We start from the raw sequence: 20,320 nt of genomic DNA on the forward strand, positions 1-20,320 counted from the left end.
ATGTTTGAAAAAAGCGAAATTATGGAATTAAGCGAAAAAGATTGGAGGAGAAAGGTCTTTTATGATTTTTCCAGGGACCTGACAAGTAAGGATCCTAAGTTCCCGTGTGTATTTGGAGCGAGTGGATTTCAAAGAAACGAATTAAAGTTTGATTTCTTTCCGGATGTTGATACTGAATCAATCAAACTTTTAGGTGGTTCTTTATTAAATTATCTAAGAATAGCAAAGAAATTAGGAAATTATACGTCATTCGTATCGTTCTTTAACATTGATACGGATAAAAGTATTGAAGAATACGAAGCGATATTTTGGAATATACTAAATACTCTACATAAAATTGATCCACAACCTTGGCCAGATAATATTCCCCAAAATACAAATGATGCACATTGGGAATTTTCATTTGGTGGGGAACCAATTTTTGTTGTATGCAATACTCCGGCACACTCATTAAGAAAAAGCCGCCATGCTGGTACTTTTATGATTACTTTTCAACCAAGATGGGTTTTTGACAAGATGGGTTTATTAACTCCAAAAGGAGAGAAGTATAAGAAAATTGTAAGAGAACTTATAAGTAAGTATGATAGCATACCTGAATATCCATACTTAGGAACATATGGAAATAAAAACAACAAAGAATGGTTGCAATATTTTATTCCGGAAAGCAATGATGTTCAAAATATTGATAAATGCCCATTCCATCATTTACAAAAAGAGGAGAGAGTAACATTGGAACAAGTAAAATATTTAAAAGGAAATAAAGTTGATTTAGAAGCTGCTGTATTCGAACTCCTACCTGAAACTGGCTCAGTAGAGGTACAAAGAGACACTCCTTATAGAGAGCACAAGACACATACTCATCCAACAAATGAAACTTTATTAATCATAAAGGGAGATATAATCTTCCGTGTAGGTGAAAAAGAGCTACATTGTGAGCCAGGAGACAGAATACTCTTACCTGCTAATACGAAACATTCCTCAATTGCAGGTTCAAATGGTTGCTTATATATTATTGCATTAGAGTACGTTACTCCAAACAATGAGAAAGTAGGAATTGAAGCATGAACGGACGAAAAATAGGTTTGATTATGCGTAAGGGATATAAGATCCAAGAAGATCACATTGAAACATTAGGACGTTTGGTAGAAGAAATTCACATATGGACTTCTATTCACAATGCTTTAGATGACCCCAGATTTCAATATGTGCATCTCATCGAAGAAGAGGATCAAGAAGTTTTATTAGAAGAAATATATAAAGTTGCAAAACAATATGGTGTAAGCAAATTTGTCACATTTCAAGAAACGGATATTGTTCTTACTGCACAACTCAATGAACGTTTTGGAAATCAATTTATCCCTGCTGATGCCGCTAAAATCTGCAGAGACAAATCAAAGCAAAGGGCATTCATGTCAAAGTACAATCTACCCACACCGTATTATTATAAAGTGGATACCTTAGAGGATGCTATATTAGTATCAAAAAAAATTAAATTTCCATTTATATTAAAGCCTACTTTGGCAGCATCTAGTTCAAACGTTTCTTTAATAAAAAGTGAACAACAATTAAAAGAGGCTTTTAAAGATCTAGAAAATCTTAGGCAAACTAAAAGAGGCTTTTATTATAACAAAAATTCAGAGTCACTCGCTTTAATTGAGGAATTTTTATCGGGAGATGAAGTCACAGTTGACGGAGTCGTGATAAATGGAGAATTCCATTTGGGAGGTATACACAATAAAAAGAGAATGGAAGGTCCATATTTCGAAGAAGACGAATATACACTTCCTTTTGCGGGGACCGCTGAAAGCGAAAAGGAAATTGTTACTATTCTAAAAAGGATAACAAAATTTCTGAACCTAAGGGAAACTTTATTAAATGTAGAATTGAGAAAAGACAATGAGGGTCGTTTTAAAATAGTAGAATTTAGCGTAAGAATTAGTGGGGGCCATGTATATCGGAATATCAGAGATGTATACAACATTGATTTAGTTGGATCACATATTTCAAGTATATTCGATGATAATCAAGGTATTCATCTATTCAGTAGACGCTTAAACTCTCCGAAAGCTAGTACCTGTATTAAATTTATTTATAAAAATGGGCTTGTTAAAAAGAACAATGTTGGGAAAGCTGGAGACTCTCCCTATTTTCGGGCTTATTATCCAACAGCCTCAGTCGGTCAAACCATTTCTTGTGCTCCGAATGGATTTGATATTACAGGTTTACTCTCAGTGAGATATAAGTACAGCTCTCCAGAGGATAGATTGAAAGTGATTGAAATAGCCAAAAATATGGAAAAAGAACTTGATTTAGAGGTGGTAGCTGAAAAGGAGGAAGGTGAGACATTTGTATATTAAAAATATTCCGTTTATCATTGTTTTAGCCCTTACTTTAAGTGGAGAAGGAATGCTGACCGTTACTCTTACTTGGACAATATTAGACAGAGGAGGATCTGTAACCCAACTTGGTATTATTTTAGCTCTAATGAGTATATTACCGTTTATTCTACAAAAATATTTCTCGAAATTGAGAAAGTTAATAGAGAACTCTCCACTTCTAATTTTTAGCATATGTAGGGGGATCGGTATTATTGTAGCTTTGTATAGTCTGTTTAACGCTAAACATATTGGCGTTAACAGTCTATATATATTTGCTGGCATTTTTTCCGTCATACTATTTTTATCTACTCAGAGCCTAGAAACATTCATGTCTCAATTAGTTTTAAAAGGAAAAATAACATCTAAAAAAGCATCCAATTTACTTCAAACTTCAATCCAATTTGGTGCTTTTGGAGGGAACGCTATTGCAGGGTTTTTGCTAAATATGGGTGGATTTACTTATATTCTTTGTGCATTAATTTTTTCTCTTGGCATCGGTATATTTGTTTCTTTCTTTACAAAGAGATTAGAGAACAATCAGAATGACAATGGTGAAAAACAACAATTACATATTGAGAGAACGCCAATAACTAATTTAAAAAGTAATACTCTAGTATTAACATTGACGATCGTTGCGATAGGGATACTCACTGTCCAGTTAGCCTCATTTAACTTTCTTATTCCAATTATTTATCACGATGTTCATAAGTGGGATCCCTCGGAATATGGTATGGTAAGTTCGGCAGCGGGGGTAGGAGCGTTGCTTGCCACTTTAATTGGAAAATACGAAAAGTATATTCCTACTTATATATTCTTATTACTTGCTCTTATTGACTTGTCTCTTGGTTTTGTTAACTCATGGTTTATATCTATCCTGTGTGCATTATGTCTTGGGTTTGTATTTAATCGTTCTCGAATATTTCAAAGACAAATTATGTTTGATCACATTTTTATAAAAGAAGAAACCGTCGTTTGGACTGGTCGGTCAACTCTTGTATTACAAATTACTAAAGCGGCCACTCCTTTAATTCTTGCTATTCCCCTTGAATGGATAGGAAATAATCATTCCGGCGCTTTGTTTGGGATTATGGGAATAAGCGTTGTCCTACTTTTAACAGTTGTATACTATTTTGAAAGTAAAAATGTGGAAAAAGTAAAATTAGATATAGAGTCTTTAAAAACGACGGTTTAAGGCTTACGCTAAAGAAACTGCGAAGGAAACAAACAGTCCAAAATGAGCAAGGTGGGTCTGCTTGGCACAAAGTATCCCATGGACGAAATTTTTTACACATCGAGAATAGAAGCGAATGACATTCAAATCTTGTTGCCGGATAAACTGGACCGTGCGGAAGTCAACCGAATCATTTATGAAGCGCTCTGTGTTGGTGAATTGCAGAAGACGAAAAAAGTGATTTAAAGCCCGCAAAATTAGGGGTGGAATGCATTATTTTGGGCTGTACGGAAATTGGGCTATTAGTCAAACAAGAGGACGCAGAGATTACGTTTCTTGATACAACTGTGATCCATGCATCAAGACCACAGTTGCTGCTACAATTAAGGCAACCTTTTTATTTAATTTCTGCAAAAGTTTGGTAACCGATGCAGTTGCGTGCTGCGATGGCTGTGTTTGCCCGGGCTCCACCGGTTTACCGCAACTCGGACAAAACTTGTCTACTTGCGTGCCCCAATAAAAGACCAACAAGATGAAGAATATACCGTTGTAATGAAACTGGAAGACAGTTCGCATATGTCGCTATCCTATGTAGATGAAGACGGTGAACTCGCAGATGACGTCATACATCTTGTAAAGACGGACAAGTAAACTGAACAGTTGCACAGAGGACTAAAACAATGCTCAAGAGGTTGCAAAAGCTTCTTGTGCATTGTTTTTTTAAGAAAGATTTTTTTCGCTTTCCGCTTTACCGCAACCCAGGTTCCTACCGCCATAACAGCTACACCATTGGATGGTTGTTTGCCTGCATATATTAACTATTAACTTTCTCCGCAGCCAGTCTTTGTTCGTGCTTAAAAGGATTTCTCGTTGTATGGCATCTAATAAAATTCCTATTTTTGATTGTCTTCATTTAGATCCCTCTTATTTATTATGATGGTTAAAGTGGGCTTTTTCTTTGAAGCAACGAATGTAATGCTTTTTTCTATTTGAGCATTGTTACTTGATTTTCCAGCCAGCTTATCTTTATTCTGCAAATTCTTTCTATAATCCTTACGAGTCATATTTGTAGGCCAAACGCTTAATGTATATTTGATACCATCTTTGACCCGGATATTAAACTTATCGTCTACAATTTGGGTGGATGCTGATGGAAAGACAGCGATTTTAGAGTTTTCAAATCCATATCTATCTATACCTAACAAAAACCTATTTTGATCTGTTGCATGATTAATGATTTTTACTTTTAAAGTGAATTCAGGAAAAGAACCTTCAGTTTTTGATTGACCACTGCCAATACTACCCGTCTTTAGTTTAGAGGTAGTACATCCATTTGTCATTAGCATTATTAATGATATAGAGGTTAAAAATATCAAAAATGCTTTAATTGTAAATCCTCCTTCTTCGATATAAATGGTTTTACTGTGCATTAATACTATACGAAATTGAATGAATTTTATAGTTTAAAGTCCCTGCGCTCCAAGGGTTTCAGAACACAAAAAAGGAAGTACCTCCCCAAGTCTTGTTTAATGGTAATTGTCGAGAAAACCAAAAAGACAGGAGGGACTTCCCTTTGACCATTATACGACAAATAAGTTTTTTTGGCATCCAGGAATTATATGAAACCAGTTCTGAAGAGTAAATTCATCAATTTTTAGATGTTTTATGATAAAATGACTTATCCACATTTAGAAAATTTTTCCATCTATTTTTTCTGCTTTCAAAGTCAAAAAGAGCCGAATTTGCAAATTTCTTTTTTAAAATTGTGGATAACTTCAAAAAAACCTTTTTTTACATCACATCCTTTGCTATAATATAACCATTAAGTAAACCTTACTTGTATTGGCTTACTTAAATGGGTGAAATCCTCGTCTGTTAAAATGCGTGTCCGAAACGATTCCAACAGATTTGAGGATTTTTCTTTTGCCGTTTTTTTGAGTGCTTTTAAGATTGACGAACCTTTTTCAAACAGCTGTCTAATAATATCTGTTATTTGAACTAATAAATAATGATTTTTCATGGCTGTGTAGTTTTGGCTATTGGCATGTTCTATATTGTAACGATTATTTTTTTGTTCGTTAAATCCTTGATTTTCAATCTTCCAGCGGCTTCTTCCTGCAGCGATGAGTCGTTCCACGTTCTTTTTCGTGATTTTAATATCCGTTATAAATACATACTCTTTCGATTTCCCATCCTCTGTTTTCATTGTGGCCTCCATCAGATTGACCGTTCTGTCTTTGTAGGCAATATCATTCACCCAAACTAATGAATTCTGATCCTTACTTTGTTCCAGCTCTTTTATTGCCTTAAACTCCGTCGAGATACTTTTAATTCTCCCTTCCTTAAATCTGCATATATATTTCCATTTGTGCGCCCTGCACAGATTAAATACCGTTTCACATGCATAGAGACTATCTCCCAAGATACAAATCGGTAGTCTTTTAAATATTTTTTTTATTTTCTTTGCCAGCCTGTCGAAGGCTTTTAATTCACAATCTTGCTTAGAAACATTTTCTGATTCATTTTCGATAAATTCGGAGGCAATACTGAAGACCATATCCCCCACGACAAGCTTGGCTTCAAGTACATGGTGCATATAAAGTACGTTCGTTTCTCCTGTTTCTTTATTTGTATATGCCCGTCTCAGGCAGTGTTTACAATGTTTCTCATGAAAGGTGTGTAATCCAGTTCCATCAATGATGACACCCCAGTACTTTCCTTCAATTCGATAAGACTCGAGAGACCTTTTTTTCAATAATTCTTTAATCATATACGTTCTAATTTTTTCTAATTCATTTACATCTAAGCCAGATAAAAAGTCGTTAATTGTATCATAATGTGGAAGTTCTTCAAGAGAATCTAAGCCTAACACCTTCCCTACATTTTTAATACATTCTTCTTTATTAAAACTCTCACTCATGTTTCTCATGGATTTTAGGCCGGTCATATTTTTCAACATCATCGTAAATAAAAGGACCTCTGGACCATAAGTGATATAGCTTTGATGTCGGTGGTCTGCTACCTTTTTTAGGTTATTCATCAGGTCTTTGAAAAAATGCTTCTGAATTTTAAGGAACTCGAAAAAATAATTTGCTTCTTTTTCACGATTTCTTTTTTCTTTTCTAGTAACCAAAATAAAAACCCCCTCAAAACAGCGAAGTTTAATTAGGGCTTGCTGAACGAATCGAATATTAGCTTGTATCCGATTTGTCAGTAAGCAATGCCAAAATATTCGTCCAGTAAGCTCTAATTATTTAAATTATTACATATTTAGCCGCATTTTTGGGAGGTATATTTAAATTATCACGAAAAATTTTTACTCCTCAGAGCTGTATATGAAATGGAGCCTACCCATCGTTACGATGCCATTTTTTCAGATATAAATTTGGATAAAATCTGCCATGCCATCTCTAAGAAATCCAATCTTGGCGCCCCTGAAGAATTAAACTATGCAGCCGTGGTGATCTCTGTTTTTATTCGGAGTGTTGAACGAATCCCAACGATCAAAGACCTTGTGAAACAGCTAATGAAGATATTGCTTTTAAACTAAACTGTGGCTTTCTTCTATCAGACCATATAAAGGTTTACTTGTATGGGAACCAATTCGTAATTGCGTACAAAGCCGGAATCAGAGGGCTTTGATAAAAATATTCTTATCGTTATGACACTACGACGCCAAGTATGAAACACTGAAGTACACCCGGCAAAAAAATGCGCAGACTAGTCTATGGTTTCCGAGCTTAGAAAAAGACAAAGGTGAATTCCAAAATCTTTCTGGTTTTCCAGAATACCATTATAATAGAGAAATAAGCAATGATCAGGAGAGGATGTTAACGTTGAGTGAATATCACATTCCGGAGAAGGTCCAGATATTTGGAAAAGATATTCGGAAAGAGCAATTGAAGTATCATCATAAGAGAACAGCTGTAACAAAGGAATTTACTTTCGATGCTGCCCATCATTTACATTTGTATGAAGGAAAATGCAAAAGCCTGCACGGCCATACATACAAAGTAAAAATAACATGCAGTGCGTACTTAAATGAAATTGGTATCAGCATAGACTTTGGCGATCTGAAAAAGATATTTCAGGAAGCGGTTGAGGATAAACTGGATCACCAATATTTGAACAACGTCCTTCCGCCCATGAACACCACTGCGGAAAATATGGTAGTCTGGATGTGGGAAGAGATTGAAAACCGGCTTAACCGGCAAAAAGATTACAAAGACCGGGGAGCGAGATTGGAAGAACTGGTACTCTATGAAACACCAAAAAGTTATGCAACGATGAAACGGGAATGGATGGAGGAAGAAACAGATGGTAAGTAAAATTCCGGTGATCGAAATATTTGGTCCAACGATACAAGGGGAAGGAATGGTCATCGGAAAGAAAACCATGTTTGTCCGCACGGCCGGGTGTGACTATGCCTGTAGCTGGTGCGATTCTGCTTTTACCTGGAACGGGGAGGAAAAAGGCCGGATTGCGCTGATGACGGCGGAGGAGATCTTCCAGAAGCTGAAAGAAACAGGAGGAGAAAACTTTAGCCATGTCACGATTTCGGGAGGCAATCCACTTTTGTTGAAAGGCCTTGGCGAACTGGTTGATTTGCTGAAAACGCATCATATCCGCACAGCAGTTGAGACACAGGGATCACGCTGGCAAAATTGGCTTCCGGACGTTGATGATGTGACCATTTCGCCAAAACCGCCGAGTTCCGGCATGGACACAGATTTTGAGGCTTTGGATTGGATGATTGGCCAGTTAACAATGGCGGGGAGCCATTGTTGCTTAAAAATTGTCGTTTTCGACGAGGAGGATTTTGATTACGCCAAAAAGATCCATAAACGCTATCCGCCTGTTCCCTTCTATTTACAAGTCGGCAATCCGGATGTTACTTTGCCTGACCGGGATGCATTAGCGAAAATGCTGACCGGAAGATATGAATGGCTGATCAATCTGGCCTTGCAGGCAGAAGAAATGAATGATGCTTATGTCCTTCCCCAATTGCATGCATTGGTGTGGGGGAACAAACGGGGCGTATAAGAGAAAAGGGCCGGCCTGCGCACGCAGGGCAGCCCCTCTTTTTCTCACACATGCTGGCTTGCGGCCGGTTTTGTGTCGGGATTGACTGCCTTTTTATCTTTCATTCGGCTGTAGATGTTTGCGAGCAACGAACCGGATAAATTGTGCCAGACGCTGAAAATGGCGCTCGGGACGGCGGCAAGCGGGGAAAAATGCGCGGTGGCCAGAGCAACGCCGAGCCCGGAATTCTGCATACCGACTTCCATCGAAACCGCTTTTTGCTTGGCAAGGTCCATCCCGCACAAACGGGCGAAGAAAAAGCCGATGATAAACCCGAGCAAGTTATGCAAAATGACGACGGCAAAAACGAGTAAAGCCGTTTGTGCAATTTTTTCGGCGCTTCCGGCGACCACTCCCGCTACAATCAGCACAATTGCCACAACCGAGACAAGCGGCATCGCTTTTGCGCCGGCGCGCGCCTGTTTGCCGAAAAACCTTTTCGCGATAAATCCGAGCAAAAGCGGCACAATGATCACTTGCACAACCGAAAGGAATAAAGACCATACACTGACATGCACCCATTTGCTGGCAAACAGCAGGATTAACAGCGGTGTGACAATCGGCGCAAGAATCGTGGACACGGAGGCGATCGCAACAGCAAGCGCCACATTTCCGCGCGCGAGAAACACCATCACGTTCGAAGCCGTTCCGCTCGGGCAGCAGCCGACAAGAATGACGCCGATAGCAATATCTTTCGGCAAGTTGAGCCCGACTGCAAGCAGAAAAGCAATAAGCGGCATGATGACAAAATGGCCGATGACGCCGAGCGCCACCTCAAGCGGCTTTTTGAAAACTTCTTTGAAATCTGATAATTCAAGCGTCAGCCCCATCCCAAACATGACAATGCCCAATAACGGTACGATATAATTCCCGATCCACGCAAAATGCTGGGGCAAAAAATAAGCGATGACTGCAAAAATCAGCACCCATACGGTGAACGTTTTCCCTGCAAACGCGCTGATTTTTTCTAAAGTTGCCATGTGAAGACCTCCAAATATAAATTGTTTTCTAAAATGATAGAATATCTGACAAAATAAATCAAGGCAGCCATTTCAATATTTTGGGATTTATTTAGATCATTCGTTTCCGAAAACATTTTTTTACCAAAAAAAACAGCGCAATGCCTGGGCCTGCGCTGTTTACAACATATTCCGTGTTTTTCATGCATCCTTCGTTTTTTTCATGGCCAGCACTTTGTCGGTATCCGGTGTGACATAAACGGTTTGCTGGTTCTCGTAAATGACAAATCCGGGTTTTGCGCCGTTCGGTTTTTTCACGTAGCGCACTTTCGTATAATCGACCGGGACGGAAGCGGACTGGCGCGCTTTGCTAAAATAGGCGGCGAGTGATGCGGCTTCCAAAATCGTTTCCGGCGCCGGGTTTTTGCTGCGGATGACAACATGCGACCCGGGAATGTCTTTTGTGTGCAGCCAGATTTCATCGCGGGCGGCTACCCGGTTTGTCAAATAATCGTTTTGCTTGTTGTTCTTTCCGACAAGAATTTCCGTGCCGTCCGAAGCCTCGTATTTTTCGAGAGCGATTTTGTTTGCATTTTTCCGCCGGGCGCGGCTGTGCCGTTTTTTCAAATAGCCTTCTTCTTCCAGCTCTTCGCGGATTTCCCCGATATCTTTCGGTGAGGCTGTTTCAAGCTGCTGGAGGAGGTTTTCAAAATACAGCACTTCATCCCGGGCTTTTTTGATCTGTTCACGCACTGCGACTTGCGCATGCTTCGCTTTCTGGTAGCGGGAAAAATAGCTTTGCGCATTTTCCGCAGGGGTTTTCAGTGGATCAAGCGGAATCTCAACCATTGCCCCGTTCTCATCGTAATAGTTTTGCACTTTCACTTTGTCCATTCCTTTTTTCACGGCATACAAATTTGCTGTCAAAAGTTCGCCGTACAGCTGGAACTGTTCGGCATTTTGCGCCTCCTCAAGCGTGGCTTCCAGCTTTTTGATTTTGCTTTCGTTTTTCTCCAGTTCATTTTTCACAAACCGCTCAAGATCATGGCCTTTTTGCTTGACGCGGTCACGTTCGGCTTTCCCGGCATAAAAACGGTCAAGCAGCGCGCTTAAAGTCGGGAAAGTTTTGGTTTCGCCCTCAAGGGACGCAAGCGGGATCATGTAAAATGATTCTTTTTGTGCGCCCATGATCATCACCGGCTGGAGGTCAAACTTTTTAATCGGCTCCATAACGGACAAGAACGCGTCCGTCACCGTTTCCGGATTCGAAAATTTCGCCCGGTGCATGATCTCTTTTGCCAAAAGAGGGGAGACCCCGGCGAATTGCGCGACAATCTGCTTGTCCATTTTCCCGCTGTTCCAGTCGAGCGCTGCGATGACATCCTCTTTTGTTGCTTCAAGCGGATTCCGTTTGTGCTGCTCAGGGGGCATAACATATTCATGCCCGGGGAGAATCGTCCGGTACGTATTAACAGCCGGCGGGACATGTTTGATGCTGTCCATGATCAGGTTCCGCTCTTTGTCGACCAAGATGATATTGCTGTGGCGGCCCATGATTTCCACGTACAGCTGTTTAAAGGAAATATCCCCGATTTCGTTCCGGCTTTTGATGTCAAAGACAACAACACGGTCAAGGCCGGCCTGGTGAATATCCTCGATCACGGCACCTTCCAGATGTTTTCTTAAAAGCATGCAAAACATCGGCGGGTCCTGCGGGTTGTCAAACGGTTCATCCGTCAGCTGAATGCGCGCATAGGCCGGGTGTGCTGACAAAAGCAGCCGCCTGTTTTTTCCGTTTGCACGCACCACAAGGACCAGTTCATTCTGGTACGGCTGGTGGATTCTGTTCATCCGCCCACCTTTTATCGTATCAACAAGTTCTTTTACCATCGCTCTTGTAAATAATCCGTCAAATGACATATCGCATTCCTCAATTCTTTCGCGCAATGTTTTAAGCATTGCGCCGGTCGTTGGCATGTTAAATTATATCATTTTTTTGGACAGGGCTGAATATGTTGCTATTAAGACAATAATGGGCAGAAGCAGGGGAGAGTGTATTTTCATGATGTTTCACGAAATGAGTGAAAAAGAAGTAGAACAGGAATTCGGAACTGATCTGGAAAAAGGGCTCACCGAAAAAGAAGCGGAAAAAAGAGTCAGGCAGTACGGCTTTAATGAACTGGAAGAGGCGGAAAAAGAATCTGCCCTTATGCTCTTTCTCAGCCAGTTTAAAGATTTTATGACGCTCGTCCTGCTTGCCGCAACCGTGATTTCCGGATTTTTAGGCGAATATGTCGACGCGGTCGCGATCATCGCCATTGTATTGATTAACGGGTTTCTCGGCTTTTTTCAGGAGCGGCGGGCCGAGAAATCGCTTGAAGCATTAAAAGAACTTTCCGCACCGCAAGTCAATGTGCAAAGAAACGGGCGATGGGTAAAAATCCCTTCGAAAGAAGTGGCGCTTGGCGATATTTTAAAATTTGAAAGCGGGGACCGGGTTGGCGCCGATGTCCGGATTGTAAAGGCTAATAATCTTGAAATTGAAGAGTCGGCGCTGACGGGAGAATCCATCCCTTCCCCGAAATCAACGGAACCGATTCCTGTGGAAAATGCGGGCCTCGGCGATTTGCATAATATGGCGTTTATGGGGACGATGGTAACGCGCGGCAACGGCATCGGCATCGTCACCGCGATCGGGATGCAGACGGCAATGGGGGAAATTGCCGATATGATTCAAAACGCCGAATCGATGGCGACCCCTTTGCAAAGAAGGCTCGAGCAGCTGGGAAAAATTTTAATCGTGGTGGCGCTGCTTTTAACCCTCCTTGTCGTCCTTGTCGGCGTCTGGCACGGGCATGACTTGTATTCCATGTTTCTGGCGGGAGTTTCGCTCGCGGTTGCGGCGATTCCGGAAGGCCTGCCGGCGATTGTGACAATTGCGTTATCGCTCGGCGTCCAGCGCATGATCCGGAAAAACGCGATCGTCCGGAAACTGCCGGCGGTGGAAACGCTCGGCTGTGCGTCAGTCATCTGCTCGGATAAAACCGGCACCATGACGCAAAACAAAATGACAGTCACCCATTTATGGAGCGGCGGAAAGACGTGGAAAGTGTCCGGGACGGGCTATGAGCCGAAAGGGATTTTTACGGACAATGGAACGGAAATCCACCCTTTAAAGGAAAAAAGCGTCTACCAGCTTTTGACGTTCGGGCTATTATGCAACCATGCCGAATTGAAAGTGAAAAACAAAGAATATGTGATAGACGGTGACCCGACGGAAGGCGCGCTCCTCGTTTCCGCCCTGAAGGCCGGTTTAACGAGGGAATTACTGCTGAAAGATTTTACAATTGAACAGGAATTTCCGTTTGATTCAACGCGGAAAATGATGAGCATGGTAATCCGTGACAAACACGGCAAACGGTTTGTGATCACAAAAGGCGCGCCGGATGTGCTGCTCGGGGTAAGCCGGTCGGTGCTCTGGAACGGAAGGGAACAATCGTTTGATCTGGAAACACGAAGGAAAGTAGAGAAAGCGGTCGAATCTTTGGCTGCCCAGGCACTCCGGACGATCGCCATCGCGTTCAAGCCGCTTGCAGCAGGAGAAACGGCAAAAAGTGAACAAGAGGCGGAGACAAATTTGATATTTATCGGCGTCCAGGGGATGATCGATCCGCCGCGGCCAGAAGTCAGACAGGCCATTAAAGAATGTAAGGAAGCGGGCATCCGGACGGTGATGATTACAGGCGACCATGCTGTGACCGCAAAAGCAATTGCGAGGCAGCTCGGGATTTTGCGCACAAGCCGTGAAAAAGTGGTGGACGGCACGATGCTGAACGAACTGACGGTGGATGAGCTGGAAGACGTGATTGACGAAGTTTCCGTGTTTGCGCGCGTATCGCCGGACCATAAACTGAAAATCGTTAAAGCTTTCCAAAACCGCGGGGCAGTCGTTGCCATGACAGGGGACGGCATCAATGACGCACCGGCCATTAAAACAGCCGATATCGGCATCTCGATGGGCATTACCGGAACCGATGTCGCAAAAGAAGCCTCCTCGCTCATTTTGCTCGATGATAATTTCGCGACGATTAAAGCGGCGATCCAGGAAGGCCGCAATATTTATGAAAATATCCGGAAATTTATCCGTTATCTGCTCGCCTCCAATGTCGGTGAAATCCTTGTGATGCTGTTTGCAATGCTTTTGTCCCTGCCGCTTCCGGTCGTTCCCATCCAAATTCTTTGGGTCAATCTCGTGACGGATGGGCTGCCGGCGATGGCGCTCGGCCTCGACCAGCCGGAAGAAGATGTGATGAAGCGGAATCCGCGCCATCCGCGTGAAGGGGTGTTTGCGCGCGGGCTCGGCTGGAAAGTGATTTCGCGCGGTTTTCTGATCGGGTCCGCGACACTTGCCGCTTTTGTAACCGTATATTACCAGCACCCCGACCGGCTTGCTTATGCACAAACGATTGCATTTGCAACACTTGTCCTTGCCCAGCTGATCCATGTGTTTGACTGCCGCAGCGAACGCTCGGTGCTCGCGCGCAACCCGTTTGGAAATGTCTATCTTGTGCTTGCTGTTTTGTCATCGGTTTTGCTTATGCTTGCCGTGATTTATGTTCCGGCCCTCCAGCCGGTTTTCCATACGCTACCGATATTGCCGAAAGACTGGCTGCTCGTCCTCTGCATGAGTGCAATTCCGACATTTTTGCTTGCGGGGACATATTATTTAAGAAAAAAACCTTGAATTATGCTATAATCTTAAAAGTAATAGGGGATCCTCTATTACTTTTTCTTTTGGCGAAATTTCCCCAGGCGCTCCGGTTAAGATTTCCTTTCCTAAATGGGCGGGGCGCGGTATAATCTCCGTAAAAGCTATTATCACCGGGCCGGGGACAGGCGCGATGAAAGTCGTGAAGGTTAAAACCGGCGTGATGGTAGATGTAAGAAGAGATTGGGCGTGAGAAGATGGTCTTAAGCATGACGGGCTATGGCAGAGGCCGCCGGGAGACGCGGCAGTTCAGTGTGACGGTGGAGATCAAGTCTGTCAACCATCGCTTTTGCGAATATCAGATCAGGATGCCGAAGCAGCTTGTCAAAGTGGAAGAAGAGTTGAAAAAAATCATCGGGAACTATGTGCAGCGCGGCCGTATTGACGTGTTTGTCACCATTGCCGGTGAAGGGCTTGTCAAACGCAGGCTGCGGGTCGACTGGGATTTGCTGGACGAATACCACCGGTTTTTAAGCCGGATCCGTGAGCAATACGGAATTGAATCAGGTTTTGGCATTCGCGAGTTATTAAACCGCGAAGATTTAGTTACAATAGAAGAAATAGAGGAAGATAATGAAGAAATCCTCACCCTTGTCCTGGAAGCCTGCAAAGAGGCGGCCGGGCAGTTGCGGCTTATGCGCGAAAAAGAAGGTTCCCTGCTCAAAACTGATTTGGAAAAACACCTCCAAACGATTTCAAAGCAGGTGGATCATATCAAAACAGAAGCGCAGTCGCTCGTTTCTACATACCGATTCAAACTTGAAAAGCGGATGCAGGAGCTATCAGGCGGCCGGCTGGATGAAGCGAGGCTCGTCCAGGAAGCGGCGCTGTTTGCCGACAAATCCGATATTCATGAAGAAGTGACAAGGCTTGAAAGCCACTTGATTCAATTTGGCGAAACGTTGGCGCTTGATGAGCCAATCGGCAGAAAACTGGATTTCATGATCCAGGAGATGAACAGGGAAGTGAACACGATTGGATCGAAAGCAAATGCTTCCGGTATTTCAACAGCCGTTGTTGAGCTCAAAACGGTCCTTGAGAAGATGCGCGAGCAAGTGCAGAATATAGAATGATTCGCGCAAAGTCAATTGTATGCGAGCGGGAGAGGATGCAGGTGGTGAAACTCATTAATATCGGCTTTGGAAATATCATTTCGGCAAACCGCATCATTTCCATTGTAAGCCCGGAATCAGCGCCGATTAAGCGGCTCATCCAGGATGCACGCGAGCGCGGCACTTTAATTGATGCGACTTACGGCAGAAAAACCCGGGCAGTGATAATGATGGACAGCGGCCATGTGATTCTCTCCGCAGTTCAGCCGGAAACAGTGGCGCACCGTGTCACGGACGGGGAAACAGATGGCGAGGAGGTATAGCGTTGAAGAAAAAAGGATTACTCATTGTGTTATCCGGTCCGTCCGGTGTCGGGAAAGGGACCGTACGGAAAGCCATTTTTTCGCAGCCGGATACGAAATTTGAATATTCCATCTCGATGACGACGAGAAAACCGCGGGAAGGCGAAATCGACGGGGTGGATTATTTTTTCAAAGAACGCGAAGAATTTGAAGAACTGATCAGGCAGGGAAAACTGCTGGAGTACGCGGAATATGTCGGCAATTATTACGGGACGCCGGTCGATTATGTGAAGGAAACATTGGAAGCGGGAAAAGATGTTTTTCTCGAAATAGAAGTGCAGGGCGCGCGGCAGGTCCGCGAAAAATTTCCGGACGGCTTATTTATTTTTCTTGCGCCGCCGAGTTTGTCCGAACTGGAATCGAGGATCACGCAGCGCGGGACGGAATCTGCCGAAAGGATCCGCGACCGGATGGAAAAAGCCCGCAAAGAAATTGAAATGATGAATTTATATGATTACGTTGTGGAAAATGATACAATAGAAAACGCCTGCGAAAAAATCAAAGCCATTGTCGTCGCGGAACATTGCCGGACGGCACGCGTTGCGAAGCTGTATAAAAAAATTCTGGAGGTTGAATAAGATGCTTTATCCTTCCATTGATGAACTGTTGAAAATTATCGATTCGAAATATTCCCTTGTCACGATCGCGGCAAAACGTGCCCGCCAGCTGCAGGACCAGCATAACGAAGTGCTTGAAAAATATGTTTCCGATAAAAATGTCGGCAAGGCGCTTGAAGAAATTTATGCCGGCGTCCTCCGGATCAAACACGATGGAACGGCTTCTTAAGTTATCTTGGTACGGTTATACGGAAAATCACAGAGCAGGGACTGGCGGATATGGCGTCAGCCCTTTTTCTTATATTTGCTTTTTTGTTAGAATGGTCGTAAGGATATTGACTGAGACTTTACAGGGGGCATACGGATGCTTGGGAAAAATATATTATTGTGCGTAACCGGAGGGATTGCCGTTTTTAAAGCGGCTGCGCTCACAAGCAAGCTGGCGCAGTCCGGCGCACATGTGAAAGTCATCATGACGGAATCCGCCTGCAAGTTTGTGGCGCCGTTAACGTTTCAGGCGCTTTCCCGGAATGAAGTGTACACCGATACATTTGATGAGAAACACCCGGAGAAAATCGCCCATATTGATCTTGCAGACTGGGCGGATCTTGTCCTCATTGCGCCGGCCACCGCGAATATGATTGGAAAATTGGCGAACGGAATAGCGGATGATATGGTCTCGACTACGATCCTCGCCACGACTGCGCCGGTATGGGTGGCGCCGGCAATGAATGTCCATATGTACGGCCACCCGGCTGTCCGGCGGAACCTGGAAACGCTCAAAGGCTTCGGCTACCGGCTGATCGAGCCTGCGGACGGGCATCTCGCATGCGGCTATACCGGAAAAGGAAGATTGGAAGAACCGGAGAACATCGTGGCGCTTTTGAAAGATTTTTTCAGCGGCGGGCCGAAACCGCTGTCCGGGAAAACGGTTTTAGTGACAGCCGGCCCGACGATTGAAAAAATTGATCCCGTCCGCTTTCTTTCAAACCGTTCGTCCGGAAAAATGGGATTTGCGCTTGCCGAAGAAGCGGCCAATATGGGGGCAAACGTTTTGCTTGTCACAAGCGTGGACACGCTGGCACCGCCCGCCGGAACGGAAATCATCAAAGTGGAGAGCGCAGAGGAGATGTATCATGCGGTCATGGGCCGCTACAAGGAAGCGGATATCATCATTAAAAGCGCGGCCGTGGCAGACTACACGCCGGTCCGTGTCTTCGATAAAAAAATGAAAAAGCAGCCGGGCAACCTGACGCTAGAACTGAAACGGACAAAAGATATTTTAAAAGAACTTGGCGAAAGGCTGGACAAGCCTTTTCTCGTCGGCTTTGCCGCGGAAACTGATCATCTCGAAAACTATGCGCGCGGCAAAATGGAACGGAAGCGTGCGGATATGATTGTCGCCAATGATGTGAGCCGGGAAGGCGCCGGATTTGCCGGCGATACGAATATCGTGACCATTTTTAAACGCGACGGCTCGAAACGGGAACTCCCGCTGCTTTCCAAGCATGAGGCGGCAAGGGAAATTTTGCGCGAAATCTGCCGCGAGATCGAAAAGGACGAAAAGAAATGAAGATTGCAAGTGTGATTGTCGATATACCGGCAATGCAGACGGATAAATATTTTGATTACCGGATCCCAGAAAAATGGGGAACGGCCATCCAACCGGGAATGCGCGTCATTGTCCCGTTCGGCCCGCGCACGATCCAGGGATTTGTTGCGGGCATAAAAGACCGTTCGGAAGTGAAGAACTTGCGTGAAATCATTGCGCCGCAGGATTTGGCCCCGGTTTTGAATGCGGAGCTGCTTGCGCTCGGGGACTGGCTTGCGAAGGAAACGCTTTGCCTGAAAATCTCTGCTTACCAGGCGATGCTGCCGGCCGCGATGAAGGCAAAATACGAAAAACGCATCAAAAGGCAGGACGGGGGCGCCAACCCTTTTCTTGACGAAGTGTTCGGGGATAGCGGCGAAATCGGCTGGAAAGAAGCGCAGCAAAAGGGCTTTCTGCCGTTTCTGCAAAAAGAAGCGAAAAACGGATCGGTGGAAGTCGTATATGAAGTCAAAAGCAAAGCCAACAAGAAAACGGTCCGGCTCATTTTCTGCCCGAGTTCCAAAGGCGAGCTCGAAAAACGGATGGAAAAAGTGCCGAAAAATGCCCCGAAACAAAAGCAGGTGCTGCAATTTTTCCTGGAAAATCCGGATGCAAAGATGCCTTCTCCCGAACTGGCGGAAACAGCCGGCGTATCGCGGGCGGTTATCAAAACATTGCTTGAAAAAGGATGGCTGGCAGAAACACAGGAAGAATCGTACCGCGACCCGTATGCCGGCCGCCAATTTCAAAAGAGCGTGCCGCATGCTTTGACTGCGGAACAGAAACAGGCAATCGGCCCGGTCCTTTCCGCGGTCCGCGAAAACAGAAACGAAACGTTTTTGCTTTTTGGCGTAACCGGCAGCGGAAAAACGGAAATTTATCTCCAGTCGATACAGGAAGTGCTGAACCAGGGGAAAGAGGCGATTGTCCTTGTCCCGGAAATTTCTCTAACGCCGCAAATGGTGAACCGTTTTAAAAGCCGTTTCGGCAAAGATGTGGCGGTTTTGCACAGTGGCTTATCGGTCGGTGAAAAATACGATGAATGGCGGAAAATTACCCGCAAAGAAGCGAAAGTGGTGGTCGGGGCGCGGTCGGCGATTTTTGCCCCGTTTGAAAATCTTGGCATCATTATTATTGATGAAGAGCATGAAAATAGCTACAAGCAGGAAGACAACCCGCGCTACCACGCGAGGGACGTCGCCCTTTTCCGGAGCAAAAACCACCATTGCCCGGTTATCCTCGGCAGCGCCACCCCGTCGCTTGAATCATTTGCCCGCGCGCAAAAAGGGGTCTATACGTTGCTGAAAATGGAAAAACGGATGAACAACCACCCGCTTCCCGAAGTTTCGATTGTCGACATGCGCGAAGAATTGCGCGCAGGCAACCGTTCCATGTTCTCAAGAGAGCTTTTTGAAAAACTGAAAGACCGCCTGGAGAAAAAACAGCAAACCGTGCTGCTGCTAAATAAAAGGGGATATTCCTCCTTTGTCATGTGCCGGGACTGCGGGTATGTGCAGCAATGCCCGAACTGCGATATTTCGCTTACCTATCACCGCTCCACAAACGAAATGAAATGCCATTACTGCGGTTACGAGACGTTTGTGCCCGCAACATGCCCGGAATGCGGGAGTTCCCATATCCGCTATTTCGGGACAGGGACGCAGAAAGTGGAAGAGGAGCTCGGGCGGCTGCTGCCTGAAGCGCGCGTGATCCGGATGGATGTCGATACAACCGGCCGGAAAGGGGCGCATGAACGGATGCTTCAAAGCTTTGCAAACGGGGAAGCCGATATTTTGCTCGGCACGCAGATGATTGCAAAAGGGCTCGATTTTCCGAATATTACGCTTGTCGGCGTGCTGAATGCGGACACGATGCTCCATTTGCCCGATTTCAGGGCGTCCGAAAAAACGTTTCAGCTTTTAACACAAGTAAGCGGGCGCGCGGGGCGGCACCAGCTGGAAGGCGAGGTTGTTGTCCAGACATATACCCCCGAACATTACAGCATCCAATTTGCAGGGGAGCAGGACTATGAACGCTTTTACCGCCAGGAAATGAGAATGCGGAAAGTGGGCGCCTACCCTCCTTTTTACTATCTCACCCTGATTACGGTCAGCCATGAAAATGTGATGGAAGCCATGTCCGCATCCGAAAAAATCGCAGGCTTTATGCGGAATCGGGTGTCGGGCGGAAGTGTGATTTTAGGCCCTTCGGCATGCCCGGTCCCCCGTGTGAAAAATAGATATCGTTACCAATGTCTGATAAAATACAAACGGGAACCGCGGCTCAATGAAACATTATCTGTTTTGCTGGAACATTTCCAGCACCAGATTGCCTCGGAAGGATTAAGCATCGCGGTCGATGTCAATCCTAATATGATGATGTAACAGGAACGAGTGATTC

18 protein-coding genes and 1 pseudogene are annotated in these 20,320 nt (G+C 44.4%); 15 read left to right on the forward strand and 4 right to left on the reverse strand.

The window, feature by feature from the left end:
- From NSQ19_RS05285 to NSQ19_RS05305, 5 genes are all read left to right on the forward strand, one after another.
- The gene (locus NSQ19_RS05285) at positions 1 to 1,065 is read left to right on the forward strand and encodes a YqcI/YcgG family protein (RefSeq protein ID WP_340702522.1); all 1,065 of its coding nucleotides are present in this window, start codon (positions 1 to 3) and stop codon (positions 1,063 to 1,065) included.
- A complete protein-coding gene (locus NSQ19_RS05290) occupies positions 1,062 to 2,357 on the forward strand; it encodes an ATP-grasp domain-containing protein (protein WP_340702523.1) in 1,296 nt (431 codons plus the stop codon). Before NSQ19_RS05285 ends, NSQ19_RS05290 begins: the two co-directional genes overlap by 4 nt.
- Positions 2,347 to 3,570, forward strand: coding sequence for an MFS transporter (locus tag NSQ19_RS05295; protein WP_237342293.1), 1,224 nt, complete (start codon positions 2,347 to 2,349; stop codon positions 3,568 to 3,570). Before NSQ19_RS05290 ends, NSQ19_RS05295 begins: the two co-directional genes overlap by 11 nt.
- Before the next feature lie 42 nt (positions 3,571 to 3,612).
- Positions 3,613 to 3,795, forward strand: coding sequence for an aspartate/glutamate racemase family protein (locus NSQ19_RS05300; RefSeq protein ID WP_207368482.1), 183 nt, complete (start codon positions 3,613 to 3,615; stop codon positions 3,793 to 3,795).
- 192 nt (positions 3,796 to 3,987) lie between these two features.
- A complete protein-coding gene (locus tag NSQ19_RS05305) occupies positions 3,988 to 4,200 on the forward strand; it encodes a hypothetical protein (RefSeq protein ID WP_340702524.1) in 213 nt (70 codons plus the stop codon).
- Between the two features lie 242 nt (positions 4,201 to 4,442).
- On the opposite strand, the gene NSQ19_RS05310 is transcribed toward NSQ19_RS05305, so the two are convergent.
- Together NSQ19_RS05310 and NSQ19_RS05315 are read right to left on the reverse strand one after the other, a co-directional pair.
- The gene (locus NSQ19_RS05310; RefSeq protein ID WP_340702525.1) at positions 4,443 to 4,979 is read right to left on the reverse strand and encodes a hypothetical protein; all 537 of its coding nucleotides are present in this window, start codon (positions 4,977 to 4,979) and stop codon (positions 4,443 to 4,445) included.
- Between the two features lie 392 nt (positions 4,980 to 5,371).
- Entirely contained in the window at positions 5,372 to 6,682 is a 1,311-nt protein-coding gene (locus NSQ19_RS05315; protein ID WP_013858128.1) for a transposase family protein, read from the reverse strand.
- Positions 6,683 to 6,889: 207 nt separating this feature from the next.
- Here NSQ19_RS05315 and NSQ19_RS05320 point away from each other — a divergent pair.
- The 3 genes and pseudogenes from NSQ19_RS05320 to queE all read left to right on the forward strand — a co-directional run.
- Positions 6,890 to 7,128: pseudogene (locus NSQ19_RS05320) on the forward strand (IS5/IS1182 family transposase); the annotation flags it as partial.
- A gap of 257 nt (positions 7,129 to 7,385) precedes the next feature.
- Positions 7,386 to 7,877: a 6-carboxytetrahydropterin synthase QueD gene (queD, locus tag NSQ19_RS05325; RefSeq protein ID WP_340702526.1), complete on the forward strand. Its 492-nt coding sequence runs from the start codon at positions 7,386 to 7,388 to the stop codon at positions 7,875 to 7,877.
- Positions 7,867 to 8,592 carry a 7-carboxy-7-deazaguanine synthase QueE gene (queE, locus tag NSQ19_RS05330; protein WP_340702527.1) on the forward strand — a complete coding sequence of 242 codons (726 nt, stop codon included), beginning with the start codon at positions 7,867 to 7,869 and terminating at the stop codon, positions 8,590 to 8,592. Before queD ends, queE begins: the two co-directional genes overlap by 11 nt.
- A 44-nt stretch (positions 8,593 to 8,636) precedes the next feature.
- Here queE and NSQ19_RS05335 read toward each other — a convergent pair whose 3' ends face one another.
- Positions 8,637 to 9,611, reverse strand: coding sequence for a bile acid:sodium symporter family protein (locus NSQ19_RS05335; RefSeq protein WP_340702528.1), 975 nt, complete (start codon positions 9,609 to 9,611; stop codon positions 8,637 to 8,639).
- Between the two features lie 180 nt (positions 9,612 to 9,791).
- Positions 9,792 to 11,510 (reverse strand): Rqc2 family fibronectin-binding protein, encoded by a 1,719-nt coding sequence (locus NSQ19_RS05340; protein ID WP_340703171.1) that lies wholly within the window; start codon positions 11,508 to 11,510, stop codon positions 9,792 to 9,794.
- A 142-nt stretch (positions 11,511 to 11,652) separates the two neighbouring features.
- On the opposite strand from NSQ19_RS05340, the gene NSQ19_RS05345 reads away from it, so the two are divergent.
- The 7 genes from NSQ19_RS05345 (at position 11,653) to priA (ending at position 20,304) form a co-directional block, all read left to right on the forward strand.
- On the forward strand, positions 11,653 to 14,334 hold the full coding sequence (locus NSQ19_RS05345; RefSeq protein ID WP_340702529.1) for a cation-translocating P-type ATPase: 2,682 nt from the start codon (positions 11,653 to 11,655) through the stop codon (positions 14,332 to 14,334).
- Between the two features lie 221 nt (positions 14,335 to 14,555).
- Positions 14,556 to 15,431, forward strand: a complete 876-nt coding sequence (locus tag NSQ19_RS05350) for a YicC/YloC family endoribonuclease (RefSeq protein WP_061566977.1) — start codon at positions 14,556 to 14,558, stop codon at positions 15,429 to 15,431.
- A complete protein-coding gene (remA, locus tag NSQ19_RS05355) occupies positions 15,428 to 15,733 on the forward strand; it encodes an extracellular matrix/biofilm regulator RemA (RefSeq protein ID WP_041818937.1) in 306 nt (101 codons plus the stop codon). Before NSQ19_RS05350 ends, remA begins: the two co-directional genes overlap by 4 nt.
- Positions 15,734 to 15,735: 2 nt before the next feature.
- A complete protein-coding gene (gmk, locus tag NSQ19_RS05360; protein ID WP_013859032.1) occupies positions 15,736 to 16,350 on the forward strand; it encodes a guanylate kinase in 615 nt (204 codons plus the stop codon).
- A 1-nt stretch (position 16,351) separates the two neighbouring features.
- Positions 16,352 to 16,558, forward strand: coding sequence for a DNA-directed RNA polymerase subunit omega (rpoZ, locus tag NSQ19_RS05365; RefSeq protein ID WP_013859033.1), 207 nt, complete (start codon positions 16,352 to 16,354; stop codon positions 16,556 to 16,558).
- Positions 16,559 to 16,693: 135 nt separating this feature from the next.
- A complete protein-coding gene (gene coaBC / locus NSQ19_RS05370; protein WP_340702530.1) occupies positions 16,694 to 17,902 on the forward strand; it encodes a bifunctional phosphopantothenoylcysteine decarboxylase/phosphopantothenate--cysteine ligase CoaBC in 1,209 nt (402 codons plus the stop codon).
- A complete protein-coding gene (gene priA, locus NSQ19_RS05375; RefSeq protein ID WP_061566976.1) occupies positions 17,899 to 20,304 on the forward strand; it encodes a primosomal protein N' in 2,406 nt (801 codons plus the stop codon). The genes coaBC and priA overlap by 4 nt, the downstream gene beginning before the upstream one ends.
- Positions 20,305 to 20,320 lie beyond the last annotated feature (16 nt).

Origin of the sequence: Weizmannia sp. FSL W8-1119 (assembly GCF_038008605.1) — a bacterium.
Lineage (GTDB): Bacteria > Bacillota > Bacilli > Bacillales > Bacillaceae_C > Weizmannia > Weizmannia coagulans.